The organism is Microbispora cellulosiformans, from assembly GCF_008728085.1.
Taxonomy (GTDB): Bacteria; Actinomycetota; Actinomycetes; order Streptosporangiales; family Streptosporangiaceae; genus Microbispora; species Microbispora amethystogenes.
Genome location: NZ_VYTZ01000015.1, coordinates 165,707 through 186,121, shown reverse-complemented (window position 1 = coordinate 186,121; position 20,415 = coordinate 165,707). Strand labels below are relative to the sequence as shown.

The following is a 20,415-nucleotide window of genomic DNA, read 5'->3' as shown; positions in this document are numbered from 1 at the left end:
CTCACGGGGCGACTCCATTGGTGGGAAGGCCGAGTTCTTCCGGAAGACCCAGCGCGAGGTTGGCGCTCTGGATCGCGCCGCCCGCGGTGCCCTTGGTGAGGTTGTCGATGGCGATGACGGCCACGATCCGCCCGGCCCGCTGGTCCAGGGCGACCTGCAGGACCGCGGTGTTCGCCCCGACCGTCATCGCCGTCGCCGGCCACACGCCCTCGGGCAGGAGGTGGAGGAACGGCTCGTCCTTGACCGCCGCCTCGTACGCCTCGCGCACGGCGGCGGGGGTCGTCCCAGAGGTGGCGGGAGCCGTACAGGTGGCGAGGATTCCGCGGCTCATGGGCGCGAGGGTCGGCGTGAACGACACGCGGACGGGTCGTCCGGCGACCGCCGACAGGTTCTGCTCCATCTCGGGCGTGTGCCGGTGGACCCCGCCGACTCCGTACGCGCCGACTGAGCCCATGACCTCGCTGCCGAGCAGGTTGGCCTTGGGCGCGCGCCCCGCCCCGGAGGTGCCGCTGGCCGCGACCACCACCACGTCGGGCTCGGCGAGCCCGGCCGCGAAGGCGGGGAACAGCGCCAGGGTCGCGGCGGTCGGATAGCAGCCGGGCACGGCGATCCGCCGGGCGCCCCGCAGGATCTCCCGCAGGCCGGGCAGTTCGGGAAGGCCGTAGGGCCAGGTGCCGGCGTGGACGCCTCCGTAGAAAGCCGTCCACTCCTCCGCGCTGGCCAGCCGGAAGTCGGCGCCGCAGTCGACGACCAGCGTGCCCTCGCCGAGTTCGGCCGCGACGGCGGCCGACTGACCGTGCGGCAGCGCCAGGAAGACCACATCGTGCCCGGTCAGCGCCTGCGGGGTAGTCTGCTCGATGACCCGGTCGGCCAGGGACGGCAGGTGGGGCTGGTGCGCACCCAGTCTCGATCCGGCGCTGGACGCCGCGGTGAGCGCGCCGATCTCGACGGCGGGGTGGCCCAGCAGCAGGCGGAGCAGCTCTCCCCCCGCGTATCCGCTCGCTCCGGCGATCGCCGCCCTCATCGGCCCCCCCAGACTCCTCTGCATGGCTATGCAGACAACCTCATGTTCTTGCTTGTGTAGAGAGTATGCACCGCCGGGCATGGGCATGCAAGCGGCGTTTCGCGAGGTGGACACCTGGCGGCCATACCTACCGGTCGGTATCGTGAAACCTCCGGTTAACGAATTCATCCGGGAGCACCTCCATCATGACGATCACGCATGAACAGGTCCAGGCCCAGCTCACCGCCCCCGGTCAGCTCTTCGAGATGGAGGAGATCGAGGTCGGCGGCGGCAGGATCCGGGCGTGGAAGCACGCCCCCGCGACCTTCCGCGCGCTCCTGGAGATCACCCGGTTCCACGGGGACAAGGTGTTCGTCGTCCACGAGGACGAGCGGATCACCTACGAGGAGCACTTCCGGCTGGTCGCGACCCTCGCCAACCGGCTCGTGGACGACTACGGCGTGCGCGTCGGCGACCGCGTCGCCCTCGCCATGCGCAACTACCCCGAATGGATCGTCTCCTTCTCCGCCGTGCTCGCCGCCGGCGCGGTGGCCGTACCGCTGAACGCCTGGTGGACCGAGCAGGAACTGGAGTACGCCCTCGGCGACTCGGGCGCGAAACTGGTGATCGCCGACGGCGAGCGCGCCGCGCGCATGTCCGGCAGCGGCCTGCCCATGATCGTCGCACGTGGTGAGGGCGCCAACTGGGCCGGCGTCCTCGGCGAGGTCCGCGCCGACGTGACCCTGCCCCCGGTCGACCTCCGCCCCGACGACCCGGCGACCATCTTCTACACCTCCGGCACGACCGGCAGGCCCAAGGGCGCGCTCGGCAGCCACCGCAACCTCGGCCAGGCGCCGATGACCGTGGCGTACGCCATGATGCGCACCGTGGCCCTGGCGGGCAGGGACGTGTCCTCGGCGGCCGGCAAGCGCAGGATCACCCTGCTCACCGTGCCGCTCTTCCACGTCACCGGGTGCTTCGCCGTACTGATGACCACGATGTTCAGCGGCGGCGGGCTCGTGCTGATGTACAGGTGGGACCCCAAGCGGGCCCTGGAGCTCATCGAACGCGAGCGGGTCACCATCCTGAGCGGCGTCCCGACCAACGCGTGGCAGCTGCTGTCCCATCCCGGCCTGGGCGGGCACGACATCTCGTCGCTCGGCTCGATCTCGTACGGAGGGGCGCCCGCGCCGCCCAAGCTGCTGGAACGGATCACCGAGACGCTTCCCGAGCGCACGCCCGCGAACGGGTACGGCATGACCGAGACCACCGCGCTGGCCATCTACAACAGCGGCCGGGACTACCTGGCCAAGCCCGGCAGCATCGGCCGCCCGCTCGCGGTGGTGGACGTGAAGATCTGCGACCCGTACGGCGCCGAACTGCCGCCCGGCGAGGTCGGCGAGCTGTGCGTGCGCGGGCCGATCGTGATCAGCGGCTACTGGAACCGCCCGGACGCCACCGCCGAGACGTTCGTGGACGGCTGGCTGCACACCGGCGACCTGGCCCGCGTCGACGAGGACGGCTTCGTCTACATCGTCGACCGGGCCAAGGACATGGTCATCCGCGGTGGCGAGAACGTCTACTGCGCCGAGGTAGAGGCCGCCCTGTTCGAGCATCCTGCGGTGGACGACGTGGCCGTGATCGGCGTACCCGACGACGAGATGGGCGAGCAGGTCGGCGCGGTGGTCCGGCTGAAGCGGGGCGCCGAGGCCGGCGGCGAGGAACTGCGCGACTTCCTGCGCGACCGGATCGCGGCGTTCAAGGTGCCGTCGCGGTTCTGGTTCAGGGAGGCCGAACTGCCGCGCAACCCCGGCGGCAAGGTGCTCAAGACCCGCCTGCGCAAGGAGACCCTGGGACTCTAGCTGGGCCTATGGCTGGGCCTCGGCGTCGCCGGGCAGAACTCGGCGACGTTGGCCGCCGTGGTGAGCTCCGCCTGGTTCACCGTGTCGCCGTTCAGGTCGAAGGACAGGGTGTGGCGGCCGTCCCGGGTGCCCGCCATCCAGGTGAGCGAACCGAAGATGGTGCCGCCGTGCCCGTACACCGTGACCCCGCAGGGCAGGGTGACCATCATGAGGCCGAGCCCGTAGCGGTACGGGCCGGGCCCGTGGAAGACGTCCGACTTCGGCGTCGGGGTGAGCATCTGCTCCAGCAGCGCGGCCGGCAGCAGGCGCCCGGAGAGCAGCGCCGCGTCGAACCGGGTCAGGTCGCCGACCGTGGAGATCATCTCACCGGCGGCCCCGGCCCAGGACGGGTTGAACCGCGAGAGGCGGTCCTTGCTGTACGCGTGGATGAAGGGCGCGCGGACGTCCGGCGAGGTGCCGGGGAAGTAGGTCTCCCGCAGGCCCAGCGGGCGCAGGACGCGCCGGTTGATCTCCTCCGCGTACGGGTGCCCGGTCACCCGGCGGACGATCATACCGAGCAGGGTGTAGTTGGTGTTCGAGTACTCCCAGGACGTCCCGGGCGGGAACACCGGCGGATGGCTCAGCGCGTAGCCCACCAGCCGGTGTGGCGTGAAGGTCGTCAGCGGGTCGCGGTCGAGCGCCTCCGGCACGCGGCGGTCCTTCGTGTAGTTGAACAGCCCACTCGTGTGGTTGAGCAGCATCCGTACGGTGACCGCCCGCCCGTCGTTGCCGTTGCCCGTGATGAGCCCCGGCAGCCACCGCTCGACCGTGTCGTCCAGCCGCAGGCGGCCCTCGGCGACCAGTTGCAGGACGACGGTGGCGACGAAGGTCTTGGTCGTGCTGCCGACGCGGAACCGCATGTCGGCGCGGGGCCGCTCGCGGGTCCGCGTGTCCGCCAGGCCCCGCGCGACCGTCTCCGTACGGCCGGCCTTCGACACCTCGGCCAGCGCGCCGGGAGAGCCCTCGCGGACCGCCCGGTCGAGCACGGCCCCCAGCCCCGACCCCGGGACGCGGGCGGCGACGGACGCCACGGGCACCCGCGGCCCCGGCTCGGCCACGGGTGCGGGAGCAGCGGCTCCGAGGATCAGAACCGAGGCCGTCAGCGAGCGAAGCGCCTTCTTCCCGCACGAGGTGAGGCCCATGCCGAGTCCTTCCGGCCAGGGCCGGCGCATCCGTCAGGACGCGCCGGCGACCCGCAGGATGAGCATTCCCCGCGAAGGGCCGGCGCAGCCGCTGGAGAACGGCCACGCGCTGGTATGCGGGCAAGTAGTGCGCCTGGGCCTCGCTTCAGCCCTGGAACGTCAGGCTCCGCGACTGACTTCCCATAGCTGGTTCATGCGTTCCGCCAATGGGGAGTAGTGAACTTTGACGAGAACGGGGCGCTTCAGGCGCTTGAGAACCGCGGTCATCTGACGGGCGTCGCAGGCGATCGAGCCTACGCCCTCCTCGTCCGCGTTTCGCGGATCACCACGGGTGAGCCAGTCAGCGTTACATGCCTCAGTGATTCGATTGAATCCGGCCGTCCAGTCGTACCCGAGTTTCATCGGCTTACCGCCCTCCGGAGTGAAACTCACGATGCCGCTGATGCTGGGGCCCGGAGTTCCGTCTCCGAGGTACCGAAGGGTGCCAAAGGCGATTTTGGGTCTCTCGGTCGCGACGCCGGGCCAGAACTGATGGATCGTGCTGGCCTTGGTGCCGGAATAGGCGATGCGGACCAGCGTGGGTCCGAGAGTGAGAACGAAAGCGAGGTCGCCAGGAGCACATGCGGTCTTGCCGAGGCCCTTGGCGCTCACGGCGTACTTGCCTCCGTTGTCCCTGGCGTCGCATGTCACCGACGTCCGGTAGAAGGATGCCGAGGAGTAGTCGAGCCGGATTTCTTTGGCGCCGGCCAGAGGCTTCAGACGGAAACTCCTGATTCCGTAGTGCATCGTGACCGGCTTGGCTGCGCGCGGCACGATGCGGAGTTTTCCCTTCCCGTCCGGCCAGGCCCAGCCGTACGCGACTTTGGCAGCGGAGGCTTGGGCCGGCGCGGCCGTCAGACCAGTCGCGATGAGGCCGAGAGTGGCGGTGGAGGCTAACAGTCGCACGAAATTCTCCTGGGAAGACGGCACGGCGCCACACAGGACGCACAGCCTACTGACCCGATACGACATTTACGGGCGCTCAGTCTGGTGCACGGTGCCGTCGGAAACAGCGCCAGAGGTCCGGCGGCCGACCTCACGGCGGCGGTCCCGTCGCCGGCGTCCCGGCAGCGCCACGGGAGGACCTCCGAGCATGCGCTCACCCCTGCGCGGAACGGAAGGGATCCACGGCGACGTGAAAAGTTCATCGGACTTCCAGCAGCTCAGGCCTGGTCTGATCGGCATCCGACTGAAACATTTCTAGCCAATCTTTGACATGTTTCGGTGGTCGTTTCCAGAATGAGGCCTCGGCGAACCCCCGGGGCCGGGCGTCGCTCCCCACCCAGGACACCGCGCCGCCCGGCCCGCCACCGTGCCCGATCACAGGGTTCCGACTTGAGGAGCAAAGATGGCCGACAGCGCCGTGCCCGTCGTCAGACGTCCCGGTTTACGCAAGTCCCTCGCCGCCGCGCTCGCGAGCGTCGCCGCCGCGGCGCTGGCGACCGTGGCCCTGTCCCCGACCGCGGCCAACGCCGCCGACTGCAGCGCCGGATACGTCGGCCTCACCTACGACGACGGACCCAACCCCAGCAACACCACCAACCTGCTCAACACCCTCAAAGCCAACGGCCTGCGCGCCACCATGTTCAACATCGGGCAGAACGCGCAGAACAACCCCTCACTCGTGAGGGCGCAGGTCGACGCCGGGATGTGGGTCGGCAACCACAGCTACACCCACCCCCACCTCACCCAGCAGAGCAGCTCCCAGATCCAGTCGGAACTCCAGCGGACCCAGCAGGCCATCCAGCAGGCCACCGGCTCGGCGCCCAAGCTGTTCCGCCCCCCGTACGGCGAGACCAACTCCACCCTCCAGTCCGTCGAACAGCAGCTCGGCCTCCGGGAGATCATCTGGGACGTCGACTCCCAGGACTGGAACGGCGCCAGCACCTCCCAGATCGTGCAGGCGGCGGGCCGCCTCCAGAACGGCCAGATCATCCTCATGCACGACCAGTACGCGACCACCGTCTCCGCCATCTCCCAGATCGCCGCCAACCTGCGCAGCCGCAACCTCTGCGCCGGCATGATCTCCCCCACCACCGGCCGCGCCGTCGCCCCCGACGGCAGTGGCCCGGGCTCCCCGTCTCCGTCGATCCCGCCGCAGTCCCCCAGCGCGACCCCCACCTCCGGCGGTGGCAGTGGGGCGATCAAGGGCGTGGCCTCCGGCCGGTGCCTCGACGTGCCCAACGCGAGCCAGACCGACGGCACGCAGGTGCAGCTGTGGGACTGCAACGGCCAGAGCAACCAGACCTGGTCCTCCACCTCGGCCGGTGAGATCCGGGTCTACGGCGGCAAGTGCCTCGACGCCGGCGGCACCGGCAACGGCGCCAAGATCCAGATCTACTCCTGCCACGGCGGCGACAACCAGAAGTGGCGGGTCAACTCCGACGGCAGCATCCAGGGCGTCCAGTCCGGGTTGTGCCTCGACGCCGCCGGAGCCGGCACGGCCAACGGCACCAAGCTCCAGCTCTACAGCTGCCACGGCGGCACCAACCAGAAGTGGACCTGGACCCGATAGCCCGCGTGGGCTGACCGCCGGGAACGGTGCGGCGCTCTCCGGGAGCGCCGCACCTTCTCGCTGTCCGGATAAGCTCCGCTTACCGGGCGCCGTCACGGAAAACCCGCGTTCCGGAAGGGGACAGCCGGGGAATCACTTCGCGTGACGCTCACGCGTTGCTACGGTGAGTGCATGACGGCTGAGGTGTGGAGCGAAGTGCCCATGAGTGACATTTGTGGCGTCCCGCGCTGGGTTTTCCCTCCACCGGAAGGATTTCGGGCCACCGACCTCGATCACATGCCGCAACTTCCTGCGCACACAGAGTTGATTGATGGAAGCTTGGTCTTCGTGAGCCCCCGAGCCTCCTTCCACACACTGATGTTGTTCCTCCTTGAGCGGGAACTGCGCCGTTATGTGCCCTCTCAACTGCGCGTACGTCGCGAGATGAGCATCATTCTCGGCACTCGCCAGAGGCCCGAGCCCGACATGGTGATCATTCGCGCGGAGGCGGTGCAGGGAACAGGCGAGACCGCCTATCAGGCCGGTGATGTGATCCTGGTTGTGGAGGTCGTCTCGCCCGAGTCCGAGGAGCGGGACCGCAAGCGTAAGCCGCAGCTCTACGCCGAGGCGGGGATCGCGCACTTCTGGCGCATCGAGAACCAGTCCGGGCGGCCCACGGTCTACGTGTACGAACTCGACCCCGCCACCGCCGCGTACGCGCTGACCGGGATCTACCACGACCGGCTCAAGGTGTCGGTGCCCTTCGACGCCGACATCGACCTCGGCGAGATCGACGAGCTGTAGGCCCCAGCCCTCCCCCATCGCGACGCGCGCCGGCACCGGGGCGCGCATTGACTGCGATCGGCAGGTTCTGCCACGATCGCGGCAAAGTTGGCATTGCTCCTCTGGTTACCCCCGCGTATCGTCCAGAGTTGAGCCTGACTCACGTTCACGCGCGTGACAGCACCACCCTGCCGTCCCTTCACCCCCTGACACCGCGAAGGGAAGTCCCCCCATGCACGCGCGCCTTCGACGGGCGATCACCGCTGCCGCCGCGCTGGCCCTCGTCGCCGTCGGCCTGCCGGCGACGACGGCCACCGCCGCCCCCTACTACCCGCCTGACGACTACTGCCTGGGTCAGTGCGCGGACATCCTGCCGCCCGGGCAGAACGGCAACGCCACGCTCGTGGACATCCTGGGCAACCAGACCCTGGGCACCTACCCGGCCCACAGCAGGGACCAGCTCGGCAGGTACGCCGACCTGATCTCCGGCTACACCGGTCTGACCGACGAGCAGATCTCCGCGTTCTTCGGCGACAGCGGCTTCGGCGTGCCGGCGAACCAGGTCGAGAGCACGGTCAGCCCGCGATCGGACGTCATGATCGTCCGGGACAAGGCCACCGGTGTGCCGCACGTCACCGGCACCACCCGCGAGGGCACGATGTTCGGCGCCGGGTACGCCGGGGCCCAGGACCGCCTGTGGCTCATGGACCTCATGCGACACGTCGGCCGGGGCGAGCTGACGCCGTTCGCCGGGGGCGCGGCGGGCAACCGGGAGCTGGAGCAGAGCGTCTGGCGCAACTCCCCCTACACCGAGGCCGACCTCCAGGCGCAGATCGACCGGCTGCGGACCTCCGGCGGCCGCGGCGCGCAGCTCTACACCGACGTGCAGAACTACATCGCCGGGATCAACGCCTACATCGACCGCTGCATGTCCGCCCGCAACTGCCCGGGCGAGTACGTCCTCACCGGCCACCTCGACGCGATCACGAACGCGGGAGGCCCGAAGTACTTCACGATGACCGACCTGGTCGCCGTCTCCGGGGTGATCGGCGGCCTGTTCGGCGGGGGCGGCGGCGCGGAGATGCGGTCCGCCCTCGTACGGGTGGCCGCGCGGGCGAAGTACGGCGCCACCGAGGGCGACCGGGCCTGGGCGGCATTCCGTTCCCAGAACGACCCGGAGACCGTGCTCACGCTGCACGACGGGCAGAGCTTCCCCTCCGGCGCGGCGCCGTCCGGCGCCACCGGCGTCGTGCTGCCCGACGCGGGCACGGCGGCCCCGGTCGACGTCACGGCGAACGAGACCGGCAGCGCGACCTCCCCCACGACGGCGGTTACGAGCGCGCTGACGGGGCTGACAGTGGACAACTCCCGGCCCGGCATGTCGAACGCGCTCGTGGTCTCGGCCGCCAAGGCGACCGGCGGCCACCCGATCGCCGTGTTCGGCCCGCAGACCGGCTACTTCGCGCCGCAACTGCTCATGCTGGAGGAGCTGTCCGGCCCCGGCATCCGGGCGCGGGGGGCGGCCTTCGCTGGGCTCAACCTCTACGTGCTGCTCGGCCGCGGCACCGACTACGCCTGGAGCGCCACGTCGGCCGCCGAGGACATCACCGACACGTACGCGGTGACGCTGTGCGACCCGAACGGCGGCACGCCCACGCTGTCGTCGGACCACTACCTCTACCACGGCACCTGCACCGCCATGGAGACGCTGAAGAAGACCAACTCCTGGAAGCCGAACACGGCCGACTCCACCGCCGCCGGTTCCTACGACCTCGTCGTCAAGCGGACCAAGTACGGCCTGGTGACCTGGCGGGGGATGGCCGGCGGCGTGCCGACGGCGTTCACGGCGCTGCGCTCGACCTACCAGCACGAGACGGACTCCGCGATCGGCTTCCAGATGTTCAACGACCCGGCCGAGATGGGCTCGCCGGCGGCCTTCACGAACTCGGCGTCCAAGATCGGCTTCGCCTTCAACTGGTTCTACGTGAACTCCGCCGACACGGCGTACTTCATGTCCGGCAACGTCCCGGTGCGCTCGGCGGTGTCCGATCCGAACCTGCCGATGGCGGGCGACGCGGCGCACGAGTGGAGCGGCTTCGACCCGGCGGCCAACACGGCGACTTACACACCGCCCTCGGCCCACCCCCAGGCCGTCAACCAGGACTACTTCGTGAGCTGGAACAACAAGCAGGCCAAGGACTACGGCGCGGCCGACGGCAACTTCAGCTTCGGTCCGGTGCACCGCGCCGACCTGCTCGACGCACCGCTCCGGGCCGCCCTGTCCGCGGGCCCGGTCGACCGCGCCGGGGTGGTGAAGATCATGGCCTCGGCCGCCGTCACCGACCTGCGCGGGTGGAAGGTGCTGCCGAAACTGCTCCGGGTGATCGGCAGCGCGTCCGTGTCCGATCCCGCCCTGGCCTCCGCCGTCGCCAAGCTGTCGGCCTGGGCCGAGGCGGGCGCCCGGCGGCAGGAGACCGCCAAGGGCAGCAAGACGTACGCGCACGCCGACGCGATCCGGATATTCGACGCGTGGTGGCCGAAGCTGGTGCGGGCGCAGTTCCGGCCGGGCCTCGGCGACGGGCTCTACGAGTCGCTGACCGGGGCGCTGCAGATCAACGAGTCGCCGTCCGGGCACCAGCAGGGCGACGTCTCCACGCTGCCCGGCTCGGCCAACGAGTCGCAGCCGCACAAGGGCTCGGCGTTCCAGTACGGCTGGTGGGGTTACGTCGACAAGGACATCCGGGCCGTGCTGGGCGATCCGGTGACCGCTCCCCTGCCGGCGAAGTACTGCGGCGCGACCGTGGCGGCCTGCCGTACGGTCCTGCTGGACAGCCTGTCGGCCGCGCTGGCCGAACCGGCGGCGACGACCTACCCCGGCGACGACTCCTGCTCCGCCGGGGACCAGTGGTGCGCGGACGCCGTGCGGCAGTCGCCGCTCGGCGGGATCAGGCAGTCGCTGATCTCCTGGCAGAACCGGCCGACCTACCAGCAGGTGGTCTCGTTCCCGGCGCACCGGGGCGACGACGTGAGCGACCTCGCGCTGGGCCGTACGGCGAGCGCCTCGAGCACCGAGGGCTCTAACGCGCCCGGGCGGGCGGTGGACGGAGACCCGGCGACCCGGTGGGCCAGTGGATGGAGCAACAACCAGTACATCCAGGTCGATCTCGGCTCGGCGAGGACCGTGCGGCGGGTCATCCTGCGCTGGGAGTCGGCCTACGGCTCGTCGTACCGGATCGAGACGTCGCCCGACGGCGCCGCGTGGACCACCGCCGCGCAGACGACCACCGGCGACGGCGGCGTGGACACCGTGACGTTCGCCCCGGTCAGCGCGCGGTACGTGCGCATGCAGGGGGTCAAACGCGCCACCCTCTTCGGCTACTCGCTGTACTCCTTCGAGGTGTACGGCAGGTGACGCGCCCGCGGGTGGGCGCCGGTGACAGACCGGCGCCCGCCCGCGATCGTGCTCGTCAGGCGCCGCGGAGCTGGGCTCCGGTGCGCTCGGCCGCGAGGGCGACGGCGGCGTCCCGCGCCGCCGTGGTCTCCTCGGCCGTGAGCGTGCGGTCCGGCGCCCGGAACCGCAGCGTGTAGGCCAGGGACTTGTTGCCCTCGCCCACCTGCGGCCCGGTGTAGACGTCGAACAGCCTGATCGACTCCAGCAGGCCGCCCGCGCCCTCGCGCAGGGCGGCCGCCACCTCCGCGACCGGGGTCGCGGCGGGAACGGTCAGCGCGACGTCCTGGGTCGCCACCGGGTAGGCGGACACGGGAGGCGTCTGCACCGGCCCGGCGGGCCGCAGCAGCGACAGCTCCAGCTCCATCGCGCACGTGCGCGGCGGCAGGCCGTACGCCTCGATCACCCGGGGATGCAGCTCACCGGCGTGACCGGCGAGCACCTGCTCCCCGGTCTCCGGGTCCGGCACGGTCAGCGCGGCGCAGCGCCCGGGGTGCCAGGGCTCGTGCCGGTCGGCCCGTACGGCGAGCTCGACGCCGGCCGCCCGCGCGACCGTGCGGGCCGCCTCGACGGCGTCCGCCCAGGTCGCCTGCCTGCCCTCACCCCACCAGCCGGAGCGGTGGAACTCCCCGGCGAGCACCACGGCCACCCGGAACGGCTGCCGGGGCAGCGCGCTCTCGATCGCCGCGAGGTCCTCCTCCGAGGGCCGGTGGTCGACCGGGAGGATCGGGGCGGTCGCGGGCGCGTCCGGAGCGGGCCGGTAGACCAGCCCCGACTCGAACAGCGCCACGTCGGCGAATCCGCGGCCCACGTTGCGCACCAGCGTCTTCAGCAGCCCCGGCAGCAGCGTGGTCCGCATGTACGGCTCGTCCTCGCTGAGCGGGTTGACCAGCCGGGTCGTCCGCCTGCGCGGGTCCTGCTCCGGCAGCAGGAGGTTGTCGAGGTCGCGCGGGCCCATGAACGGATAGGCGAGCACCTCGACGTATCCCGCGTGGGCCAGCGCCCGGCCGACGCGCCTGCGCTGCCGCTGCTCCTCGGTCAGCCCGCCGCCGGCGGGGGCGGGCGGCAGCACCGACGGGATGCGGTCGTAGCCTTCGAGCCGGATGACCTCCTCCGCGAGGTCGTTCGGGTCGGTGAGGTCGGGCCGCCAGCTCGGCGGGGTGACCGTGATCAGGTCCTCGCCCTGGACGGTCAGCTTCCCGGCGAGGTCGCCCGAGGCGAGCACCCCGGTCGCGGCGACGCCCTGGCCGCCGCTCGGGCCGCCGCTCTGGGGGGAGACGACGGCGCCCTCGGTCACCGCGCAGCCGACCTGCTCCAGCCGGCGGATCACCGTCTCCCGCCCGTAGGTCACGCCCGCGACGCGGTCGGGATGGCCGGCCGGGATCGTGATCCGCACCGGAGCGACGTCCACCTGTGCGTGCGTCACACCGGGGTCGGCGACTGCCCCGCCCAGCTCGGCGAGGAGCCGGACGGCGCGCCAGGACGCGGCCAGCGGCAGCTCCCGGTCGACGCCGCGCTCGAACCGCTTGGACGCCTCGCTCACCAGGTTGTGCCGCCGCGACTCCCGGGCGATGCCGGTGGCGGAGAAGTGGGCCGCCTCGATCACGATGTCGGTCGACGTCTCGGAGATCTCCGTGTGCAGGCCGCCCATCGTGCCCGCCATCGAGATCGGGCCCGAGTCGTCGGTGATGAGGATGTCCTCCTCGTGGAGCGTCCGCACCACGTGGTCGAGCGTCTCCAGCGTCTCCCCCGGACGGGCCCGCCGTACGACGATCGGGCCGGACAGGCGCGACCGGTCGAAGGCGTGCAGGGGCTGACCGAGCTCCAGCATCACGTAGTTGGTGACGTCGACGGCCAGCGAGACCGAGCGCATGCCGGCGCGGGCCAGCCGCACCCGCATCCACAGCGGCGACTCGGCGGCGGGGTCGAACCCGGTCGCCGAGCGCAGCACGAACCGGTCGCAGGCGGTCGGGTCGCCGATCGACGCAGGCCAGGACTCGCCGTCGCCGTCCGGCGTCTCGATCGCGGCAGGGTCGCGGAACGGCACGCCGAAGGCGGTCGCCGCCTCGCGGGCGACGCCCCGGATCGACAGGGCGTATCCCCGGTCGGTCGCGACCTCCAGTTCGAGCACGTCGTCACGCAGGCCGAGCAGCTCGACGACGTCCGCGCCTATCGGGGTGTCCTGCGGCAGCAGCAGGATGCCCGGGGACGACTCGGCGACGCCGAGCTCGGCCTCCGAGCAGATCATGCCGTCCGACAGCCGCCCGTACGTCTTGCGGGACCCGATCTCGAAACCGCCGGGCAGCACGGCGCCGGGCAGCGCGACCGGGACCACCGCGCCCTCGGAGAAGTTCGTCGCGCCGCAGACGATCTCGCGCGGCGTGGCCTCGCCGACCTCGACCCGGCAGTGCCGGATGGGCTTCTTGAACCCGGTCAGCTCCTCGATCTCGAGGACCCGGCCGACCACGATGTTCTTGATCTCGTGGCCGTGCGAGTGGATGGCCTCAAGCTTGAGGCCTGCGGCGGTGAGCCGGTCGGCCACCTCCTGCGCGGTGACCGCGGGGAGATCGACGTACTCCCGCAGCCATGAAAGCGGGACCTTCATCAGACCTCCATCCCGAACGGCAGGGTGAACCGGACGTCGCCCTCGACCATGTCACGCATGTCCTCGGCGTTGTGGCGGAACATCAGCGTCCGCTCCACGCCCATGCCGAAGGCGAACCCGGAGTAGACGGCGGGGTCGGCGCCGCAGGCGATCAGCACGCGCGGGTTGACCATCCCGCAGCCGCCCCACTCGATCCAGCCCTCCGACTTGCAGGTGCGGCAGGGCGGGTTGCCCGGCACCGCGGAGGAGCCCCGGCAGACGAAGCAGCGCAGGTCGAGCTCGGCCGACGGCTCGGTGAACGGGAAGTAGTGCGGCCGGAAGCGGGTCGTGATGCCGGCGCCGAACATCACCTCGGCGAACCGGTCGAGCGTGCCCTTCAGGTGGGCCATCGTCAGCCCCTTGTCCACCGCCAGGCCCTCGACCTGGTGGAAGACCGGAGTGTGCGTGGCGTCGAGCTCGTCGGTGCGGAAGGTCTTGCCCGGCGACACCACGTACACGGGCAGCGGGCGCGACAGCAGGGCCCTGATCTGCACCGGCGAGGTCTGGGTGCGCAGGACCTTCCCCGAGTCGACGCTCTCCACGAAGAACGTGTCGTGATCGGACCTCGCGGGGTGGTCGGGCGCGATGTTCAGCGCGTCGAAGTTGAACCACTCGCCTTCGAGCTCCGGCCCCTCGGCCACCTCGTAGCCCATCGCGACGAAGGCGTCGGCGATGCGCTCCTGCAGGGTGGTCAGCGGGTGGCGGGCGCCGCGCGGCGCGTGGTCCCACGGCAGTGTGACGTCGACGGTCTCCTCGATGAGGACCCGCGCGTCGCGCTCGGCCTCCAGCTCGGCCTGACGGGCGGCCAGCGCCTCGCCGATCGCCTTGCGCGCGGCGCCGATCCGCTTGCCCGCCTCTGCGCGGGCGGCGGGCGGGAGCGCGCCGATCTCACGGTTGGCCAGCGCGATCGGCGAGCGGTCGCCCACGTGCGCCAGCCTGGCCTGCTTCAGGTCGTCGAGGTCGCGCGCCGCCGCTACGGCGGCGAGGGCGTCCGCCTGTGCCCGCGCGACCTCGTCGGCGTGCAGCGGCGTCACCTCGACCGGGTCATAGGTGTTCGACAAGAGAGAGCTCCGTATCCAGGGGCCTGCGAGCGCCCTGCGCTCAGCGGCAACGAGTCTAGTCCGATCAGCCCACCGGGCCGTCCTCCGCGCGAGGGCCTGTGGAAAAGCTCAGGCGAAGTCGGGGGTGCCGGTGGGCAAGGTAAATCGGAACTCGGCGCCGCCGCCGGGCGCGCGCTGCACGCTGATCGTGCCGCCGTGGGCCTCGACGAGACCCTTGACGATGAACAGGCCGAGGCCGGTGCCTCCGCGGCGGCGGCCGTTGCCCCGCCAGAACTGGCGGAAGACGCGGCCGACCAGCTCGGGCGCCACGCCCTCGCCCTGGTCCCGCACCGACACCGCCACACCCCATTCGACCGGCTCCACCACTACGGTCACGGTACCGCGTCCGTGGCGCACCGCGTTCTCCACCAGGTTCCCGAGAACCTGGTCGATCTTGTCCTGGTCGAGCCACGTCTCGGGCAGCTCGCCGAGGACCTCCAGCCGGAAGCGGTCCTCCGGCTCTCCCGCGGCCACCCGGCCGGCGATGATCCGGCGCGCCCGGGCCGGCACGTCCACGACCTGCCGGTGGATCTCCAACCGGCCCGACTCGATCCGCGAGACGTCGAGGAGCTCCGTGATCAGTCGCGTCACCCGGTCGGCGTCCGCGTTGACCGTCTCCAGCATGACGAGCTTCTGCGCGTCGGTGAGCCGCTCCCACTTCGCGAGCAGGGTCGCGGTGAACCCCTTGACGCTGGTCAGCGGAGAGCGCAGCTCGTGCGCGACCGTGGACACCAGGTCGGCGCGGCTGCGTTCGACCCGCGCGCGCGCCGACGCGTCGCGCAGCGTGATGACGACCCGCCGCACCTCGCCGCCGCGCTCCGGCTCCCGGACGAAGCGCGCGGCGACCAGCAGCTCCTGCCGCCCGGGCAGGTGCAGCGGCCGTTCGGGCTGGCGGCTGCGGGTGCACAGGCCGCCGTGCGGGTCGAGCCACTTCCACCAGTCGCGGCCGTCCTGGTCGCGCAGCGGCAGCACGTCACCGATGAGCCGGCCCACCGCCGCCCGCCGGGTCACCCCGGTCAGCCGCTCCGCCGCCCGGTTGACCGTCAGGATCACCCCGTCGGGGTCGGTGGCGACGAGGCCGTCGGGAAGGTCGTCGACGTCGATGCGCGCCCGCCCTCCGGCGTCCCCTTCAGGGGTGCCGCCGGGGGTGTCGTCACCTCGCACGAGACCGCCTCCTGAAGCTCCGGAACTGCGCGCGCCGCCCCTTTCCCGCGCGGCTTCTTCGCCGACAATAGCGGGTTTCCGCGGCGCCGCAGCAGCCTCAGCGGCCGGGGGTGGTGGGTTCTTCCACGGTTTGTAAGATCTGCCGCTGAACACGCGCGGAAGAGTAGAGACACACCGCCGCGGCGGTGGCGAGGTTGAGGCTCTCGGCCCGTCCATAGATCGGGACGCGGACGACCTCGTCGGCCAGGGCGAGGAGCTCGGGCGGCAGCCCCCACGCCTCGTTGCCGAACAGCCAGGCGGTGGGCGCGTCCAGCGCGACCTCGTCGAGCGTCCGGGTGCCCGCTCCGTCCGCGGCCAGCACGCGCAGCCCGGCCTCCCGCACGTGCCGTACGGCGTCGGCCACGGAGGTGCCGGTCACCACGGGGAGGTGGAAGAGGCTCCCCGCGCTCGCCCGCACGCACTTGCCGTTGTACGGGTCGACCGAGGCGTCGGTGAAGACCACGGAGTCGGCGCCCGCGGCGTCGGCCGTACGCAGGACGGTGCCCGCGTTGCCGGGGTCGCGGACATGGGCGAGGATCGCCACCAGCCGGGACGTGGGCGTGACCGCCTCCGCCAGCGGGACGTGCACGAAGCGGCACACGGCCAGCAGCCCCTGCGGGGTGACGGTCTGGGTCAGCTCGGCCATGACCTCGCCGCTCGCGCGGTGCACGGGCACGCCGGCCGCGTGGGCGGCCGCCACGATGTCGGCGTGCCGCGCCTCGGCCTCGACCGTCGCGAACAGCTCCGCCGTGACGTCCTTGACCGCGAGCGCCTCGCGGACCGCCTGCGGCCCCTCGGCGAGGAACGCCCTGTCCCGGTCGCGGAAGGCACGTTTGGTCAGCCTGCGGGCCGCCTTGACCCGCGGCGACCTGATGTTGGTGAGCTCCGCCATCCCTGCTCATTCCCCCTTGACGTCGATGAGGGCCCACCGCAGGCGGCGGGCCCTCGTCGGAGCAGGTCTCAGGCGACCGGCGCGTTCACGTCGGACGGGAGCGCCTTCTTGGCGGACTCGACCAGCGTGGCGAAGGTCGTGGCGTCGTTGACCGCGAGGTCCGCGAGGATCTTGCGGTCCACCTCGATGCCCGCGAGGCGCAGGCCCTGGACGAACCGGTTGTAGGTCATGCCGTTGGCGCGGGCCGCCGCGTTGATCCGCTGGATCCACAGACGGCGGAACGTGCCCTTCTTGTCCTTGCGGTCCCGGTACGCATAGGTCATCGAGTGGAGCATCTGCTCCTTGGCCTTGCGGTAGAGGCGCGACCGCTGCCCCCGGTAACCGCTTGCCCGCTCGAGTACGACCCGGCGCTTCTTCTTGGCGTTGAGCGCCCGCTTCACGCGTGCCATGTTGTTCTATCTCCCCGGGTCGTTACTACTTTGCGAGCAGCTTCTTGATCTTCTTGGTGTCGGCGTCGGACATGACGACGGCACCCTCGAGACGGCGCGTACGGGTGGACGGCTTGTGCTCGAACAGGTGCTGCCGGTTGGCGCGGCGGCGGACAACCTTGCCGGTCCCGGTGAGCCGGAACCGCTTCTTCGCACCGCTGTGCGTCTTCATCTTCGGCATCTCAGCCGTCTCTCCCTCTTTGTCCGTGCCGACGACCCGGGCCGGTAACCCGAGCCGGCGGCTGCCTGACTCCGCGAGACCGTCCCGGTCTCGGATTCTGCGTGTCGTTGCGGACGCCCCGCCCGGTGTTCAGGCGGACGTCACTGCGCCGGGGCGGCCTGCTCCTGCGCGGATTCCTCCGCCGGGTGGTCCTCGTCCCGGTGCGCCTTGGCGGCGGCCTTCTCGGCCCTCGCCTCGGCCTTCTTCTTGTGCGGCCCGATCACCATGATCATGTTTCGGCCGTCCTGCTTCGGCTGCGACTCGACGAACCCCAGGTCGGTGACGTCTTCGGCGAGGCGCTGCAGGAGCCGGAAACCCAGCTCTGGCCGGGACTGCTCGCGACCCCGGAACATGATCGTGACCTTGACCTTGTCGCCGGCCTTGAGGAAGCGCACGACGTGACCCTTCTTGGTCTCGTAGTCGTGCGGGTCGATCTTCGGCCGGAGCTTGATCTCTTTGATGATCGTGTGCGCCTGGTTGCGACGGGCCTCGCGCGCCTTCATGGCCGACTCGTACTTGAACTTGCCGTAGTCCATGAGCTTGCAGACGGGCGGGCGGGCCGTGGCCGCCACCTCCACCAGGTCGAGATCGCTCTCCTGCGCCAGCTTCAACGCGTCGCCGATGGAGACGATGCCGACCTGTTCGCCGTTCGGGCCGACGAGGCGGACCTCGGGCACACGAATACGGTCGTTGATGCGGGGCTCGGTGCTGATGGGACCTCCAAAGGACTTCCGCTTGTCTCGACCGTGCGGGAAAAACGAAAACCCCGCACGTCACGCATGCGGGGTCACTGAGCTCTCCTGCCGAAAACTCCGGTGTGATCCTGAACCCGTCCGCCTTTCGGTGGAGCAGGTGGGAGGAGGACCTCCGCTTGCGCGTCCAGCTCATGCCGGACCGATCGAGTTCCTACGTTACCACAAACCCGAACGGCCCCCGGAGTATTCCGGCCCGGGCCGTCCCTGCCCCGGAAGCGCTCAGGAGGCCGCGCGCCGGGCGATCTCCGCCTCGCCGGCCGCGCGCATCGCCGCGACCGGCACGTCCGTCCGGCCAGTCATCAGTGCGACCTGCCGCGCCGCCTGGTGCAGCAGCATGGGGAAACCGCCCACGACGGTGCGCCCCCGCGCCCGTACGGCCCGGGCCAGCGCCGTCGGCCAGGGCGCGTAGACGACGTCGAACACGGCCCCCTTGTCGGGCAGCCGGGCCGCGACCCGCTCGGCCAGCGCGTCGGCCGCGCCGGACGGCAGCGTGGAGACGACCAGGCCGGCCGCGGGGTCGAAGTCGTCGAAGGAGCGCACCGTCACCGCGACGCCGAGCCGCTCGGCGACGCGCAGGGTCTCCCCCGCGCGGGCCGGGTCGCGCACGACCAGGGTGGCCTCCGCGAGGCCCGTCTCCCGCAGGGCCGCGAGGGCCGAGGCCGCGGTGGCGCCGCCGCCGAGGACGACCGCCGAGGACGGCGCGGGCACGCCCGCCTCGGTCAGCGCCTCGACGATGCCGTACACGTCGGTGTTGTCCCCGTGCCGCCCGCCGTCGCGGAACACGACGGTGTTGGCGCCGCCGACCGCCAGCGCGAGATCCGACACGGTGTCGAGCAGCGGGAGCACGGCGCGCTTGAGCGGCATCGTGAGCGACAGGCCCGCCCACTCCGGGCCCAGCCCGGCGACCAGGCCGGCGAGCCCGTCCTCGGCGCACTCGATCGCGTCGTAGCGCCAGCCGCCCAGGCCCATCTCCGCGTACGCCGCCCGGTGCAGCACCGGGGAGAGCGAGTGGGCGACGGGCGAGCCCAGGACGGCGGCCCGGCGGACCGTCCCGCTCACTGGTAGTTCCTGTTGAACTCGTCGCGCAGCTTCCAGAACTCCGACTCCTTGTCGGTGAACTTGGTGATGCCCCGCTTCGGGTCGACCGTCACGAAGTAGAGCCAGTTGCCGTCGGCCGGATGCAGCGCGGCCTCGATCGCGTGGTCGCCCGGGTTGCTGATCGGGCCGGGCGGCAGGCCGGCGTACTTGTAGGTGTTGTAACGCGAGGTGCTGGTCAGGTCCGCGTGCGAGGCGGCGATGCCGTACTTGTTCAGGCCGTACATGACCGTGCTGTCCATGCCCAGCTTCATGGGCGGGTTCGACAGCAGCCGGTTGTAGATCACGCGGGCCACCTTGGGCATGTCCTCGGCGCTGCCCGACTCGGCCTGGACGATGCTGGCGATGATCATGATCTGCCGGGGCGAGAAGCCGACCTGCCTGGCCTGGCCCTCCAGGTCGATCTTGTCAGCGGTCTGGTTGAACCGGTCGACCATGCTGGTGAGGATCTGCTGCGGCGTGAGCTTGCTGTTCATCTCGTACGTCGCGGGGAACGCGTAGCCCTCCAGCCGGCCCTTCGCGTAGGCGGGGAGGCCGATGTCGGCGCGGGCCGCCTTCTTGAAGTCCTCGACCGGCTTGCCCGAGGCGGTGGACAGCTCCTCGAAGATCTTGCTGAGCCGCAGCCCCTCACGGATGGTGAGCCGGTTGAGCACACGGTTCTTCGGGTCGAGCAGGCTCAGCGCCGACGCGGCGGACATGCCCTTGCGCATCGCGTACTGGCCCGGCTGGAGCGAGGAGCTCTTCCCGGCCGCGCCGATGGCGTTGACGAACGCCCGCGCGCTGGCCACGACGCCCTGCTCCTCCAGCATCTGGGCGACGTCGGTGGCGCTCTCGCCCTCCTGGATCTCGACGACGACCTCACCCGTCCCCTCGCCGGTGAAGTCCTTGGGGATCATGACGCCGCGCGCCCAGGTGAAGCCCAGGTAGCCGAGACCGGCGAGGACCCCGACGATGATCACGACAGCGAACAGCGTGGCGACCCTGCCCTTGCGCCGCTGCCGCTTGCGGCGCCTGCGGCTGCGTCGCTGCTGGGCCCGGCCGCCGGAAGGGCGACGCCGGGGCGAGCCGTCGTCGTCCTCCGCGCCGAGCAGGAAGTCCATGTCCAGATCGTTCATAGTGCGCTGGCCAATCTCTCGGTACGAGAGGCCTCCCGTCAAGCGAGTGTGCCAGACCGAGGGGGTCCGGTGGGGGTCCGGTACGGGTCCGGT

16 protein-coding genes are annotated in these 20,415 nt (G+C 71.2%); 4 read left to right on the top strand and 12 right to left on the bottom strand.

Translation table 11 applies throughout. The features are described from left to right. Position 1 precedes the first annotated feature (1 nt). On the bottom strand, positions 2-1,024 hold the full coding sequence (gene argC, locus F5972_RS31075; protein ID WP_150938678.1) for an N-acetyl-gamma-glutamyl-phosphate reductase: 1,023 nt from the start codon (positions 1,022-1,024) through the stop codon (positions 2-4). A 185-nt stretch (positions 1,025-1,209) separates the two neighbouring features. On the opposite strand from argC, the gene F5972_RS31070 reads away from it, so the two are divergent. Next, entirely contained in the window at positions 1,210-2,865 is a 1,656-nt protein-coding gene (locus tag F5972_RS31070; protein ID WP_150938676.1) for a class I adenylate-forming enzyme family protein, read from the top strand. On the opposite strand, the gene F5972_RS31065 is transcribed toward F5972_RS31070, so the two are convergent. Together F5972_RS31065 and F5972_RS31060 are read right to left on the bottom strand one after the other, a co-directional pair. Then, complete coding sequence (locus F5972_RS31065; protein WP_225312049.1) at positions 2,862-4,046, bottom strand: serine hydrolase domain-containing protein; 1,185 nt, start codon at positions 4,044-4,046, stop codon at positions 2,862-2,864. The genes F5972_RS31070 and F5972_RS31065 overlap by 4 nt on opposite strands. A gap of 159 nt (positions 4,047-4,205) precedes the next feature. Then, a complete protein-coding gene (locus F5972_RS31060; protein ID WP_150938672.1) occupies positions 4,206-4,991 on the bottom strand; it encodes a hypothetical protein in 786 nt (261 codons plus the stop codon). Positions 4,992-5,433: 442 nt separating this feature from the next. Between F5972_RS31060 and F5972_RS31055 the strand changes: the two genes are divergently transcribed. The 3 genes from F5972_RS31055 to F5972_RS31045 all read left to right on the top strand — a co-directional run bounded on the left by F5972_RS31055 (position 5,434) and on the right by F5972_RS31045 (position 10,774). Further along, the gene (locus tag F5972_RS31055) at positions 5,434-6,600 is read left to right on the top strand and encodes a polysaccharide deacetylase family protein (RefSeq protein WP_150938669.1); all 1,167 of its coding nucleotides are present in this window, start codon (positions 5,434-5,436) and stop codon (positions 6,598-6,600) included. Positions 6,601-6,801: 201 nt separating this feature from the next. Continuing rightward, positions 6,802-7,383: a Uma2 family endonuclease gene (locus F5972_RS31050; protein ID WP_150938724.1), complete on the top strand. Its 582-nt coding sequence runs from the start codon at positions 6,802-6,804 to the stop codon at positions 7,381-7,383. A gap of 211 nt (positions 7,384-7,594) precedes the next feature. Continuing rightward, on the top strand, positions 7,595-10,774 hold the full coding sequence (locus tag F5972_RS31045; protein WP_150938666.1) for a penicillin acylase family protein: 3,180 nt from the start codon (positions 7,595-7,597) through the stop codon (positions 10,772-10,774). Between the two features lie 55 nt (positions 10,775-10,829). On the opposite strand, the gene F5972_RS31040 is transcribed toward F5972_RS31045, so the two are convergent. From F5972_RS31040 to mltG, 9 genes are all read right to left on the bottom strand, one after another. Beyond that, positions 10,830-13,415, bottom strand: coding sequence for a phenylalanine--tRNA ligase subunit beta (locus F5972_RS31040; RefSeq protein ID WP_150938664.1), 2,586 nt, complete (start codon positions 13,413-13,415; stop codon positions 10,830-10,832). Then, positions 13,415-14,515 carry a phenylalanine--tRNA ligase subunit alpha gene (pheS, locus tag F5972_RS31035; protein WP_150938661.1) on the bottom strand — a complete coding sequence of 367 codons (1,101 nt, stop codon included), beginning with the start codon at positions 14,513-14,515 and terminating at the stop codon, positions 13,415-13,417. Before pheS ends, F5972_RS31040 begins: the two co-directional genes overlap by 1 nt. A gap of 108 nt (positions 14,516-14,623) precedes the next feature. After that, positions 14,624-15,718 carry a sensor histidine kinase gene (locus F5972_RS31030; RefSeq protein WP_150938659.1) on the bottom strand — a complete coding sequence of 365 codons (1,095 nt, stop codon included), beginning with the start codon at positions 15,716-15,718 and terminating at the stop codon, positions 14,624-14,626. A 97-nt stretch (positions 15,719-15,815) separates the two neighbouring features. Continuing rightward, positions 15,816-16,649: a TrmH family RNA methyltransferase gene (locus F5972_RS31025; protein WP_150938657.1), complete on the bottom strand. Its 834-nt coding sequence runs from the start codon at positions 16,647-16,649 to the stop codon at positions 15,816-15,818. A 68-nt stretch (positions 16,650-16,717) separates the two neighbouring features. Further along, a complete protein-coding gene (gene rplT / locus F5972_RS31020) occupies positions 16,718-17,098 on the bottom strand; it encodes a 50S ribosomal protein L20 (protein ID WP_150938656.1) in 381 nt (126 codons plus the stop codon). A gap of 25 nt (positions 17,099-17,123) precedes the next feature. Next, complete coding sequence (gene rpmI / locus F5972_RS31015) at positions 17,124-17,318, bottom strand: 50S ribosomal protein L35 (RefSeq protein WP_150938654.1); 195 nt, start codon at positions 17,316-17,318, stop codon at positions 17,124-17,126. A gap of 140 nt (positions 17,319-17,458) precedes the next feature. Next, positions 17,459-18,052: a translation initiation factor IF-3 gene (gene infC / locus F5972_RS31010; protein ID WP_225312053.1), complete on the bottom strand. Its 594-nt coding sequence runs from the start codon at positions 18,050-18,052 to the stop codon at positions 17,459-17,461. Positions 18,053-18,331: 279 nt separating this feature from the next. Then, positions 18,332-19,171: a shikimate dehydrogenase gene (locus F5972_RS31005; RefSeq protein WP_150938650.1), complete on the bottom strand. Its 840-nt coding sequence runs from the start codon at positions 19,169-19,171 to the stop codon at positions 18,332-18,334. After that, complete coding sequence (gene mltG, locus F5972_RS31000) at positions 19,168-20,322, bottom strand: endolytic transglycosylase MltG (protein ID WP_150938648.1); 1,155 nt, start codon at positions 20,320-20,322, stop codon at positions 19,168-19,170. The genes F5972_RS31005 and mltG overlap by 4 nt, the downstream gene beginning before the upstream one ends. Between the last annotated feature and the right edge of the window lie 93 nt (positions 20,323-20,415).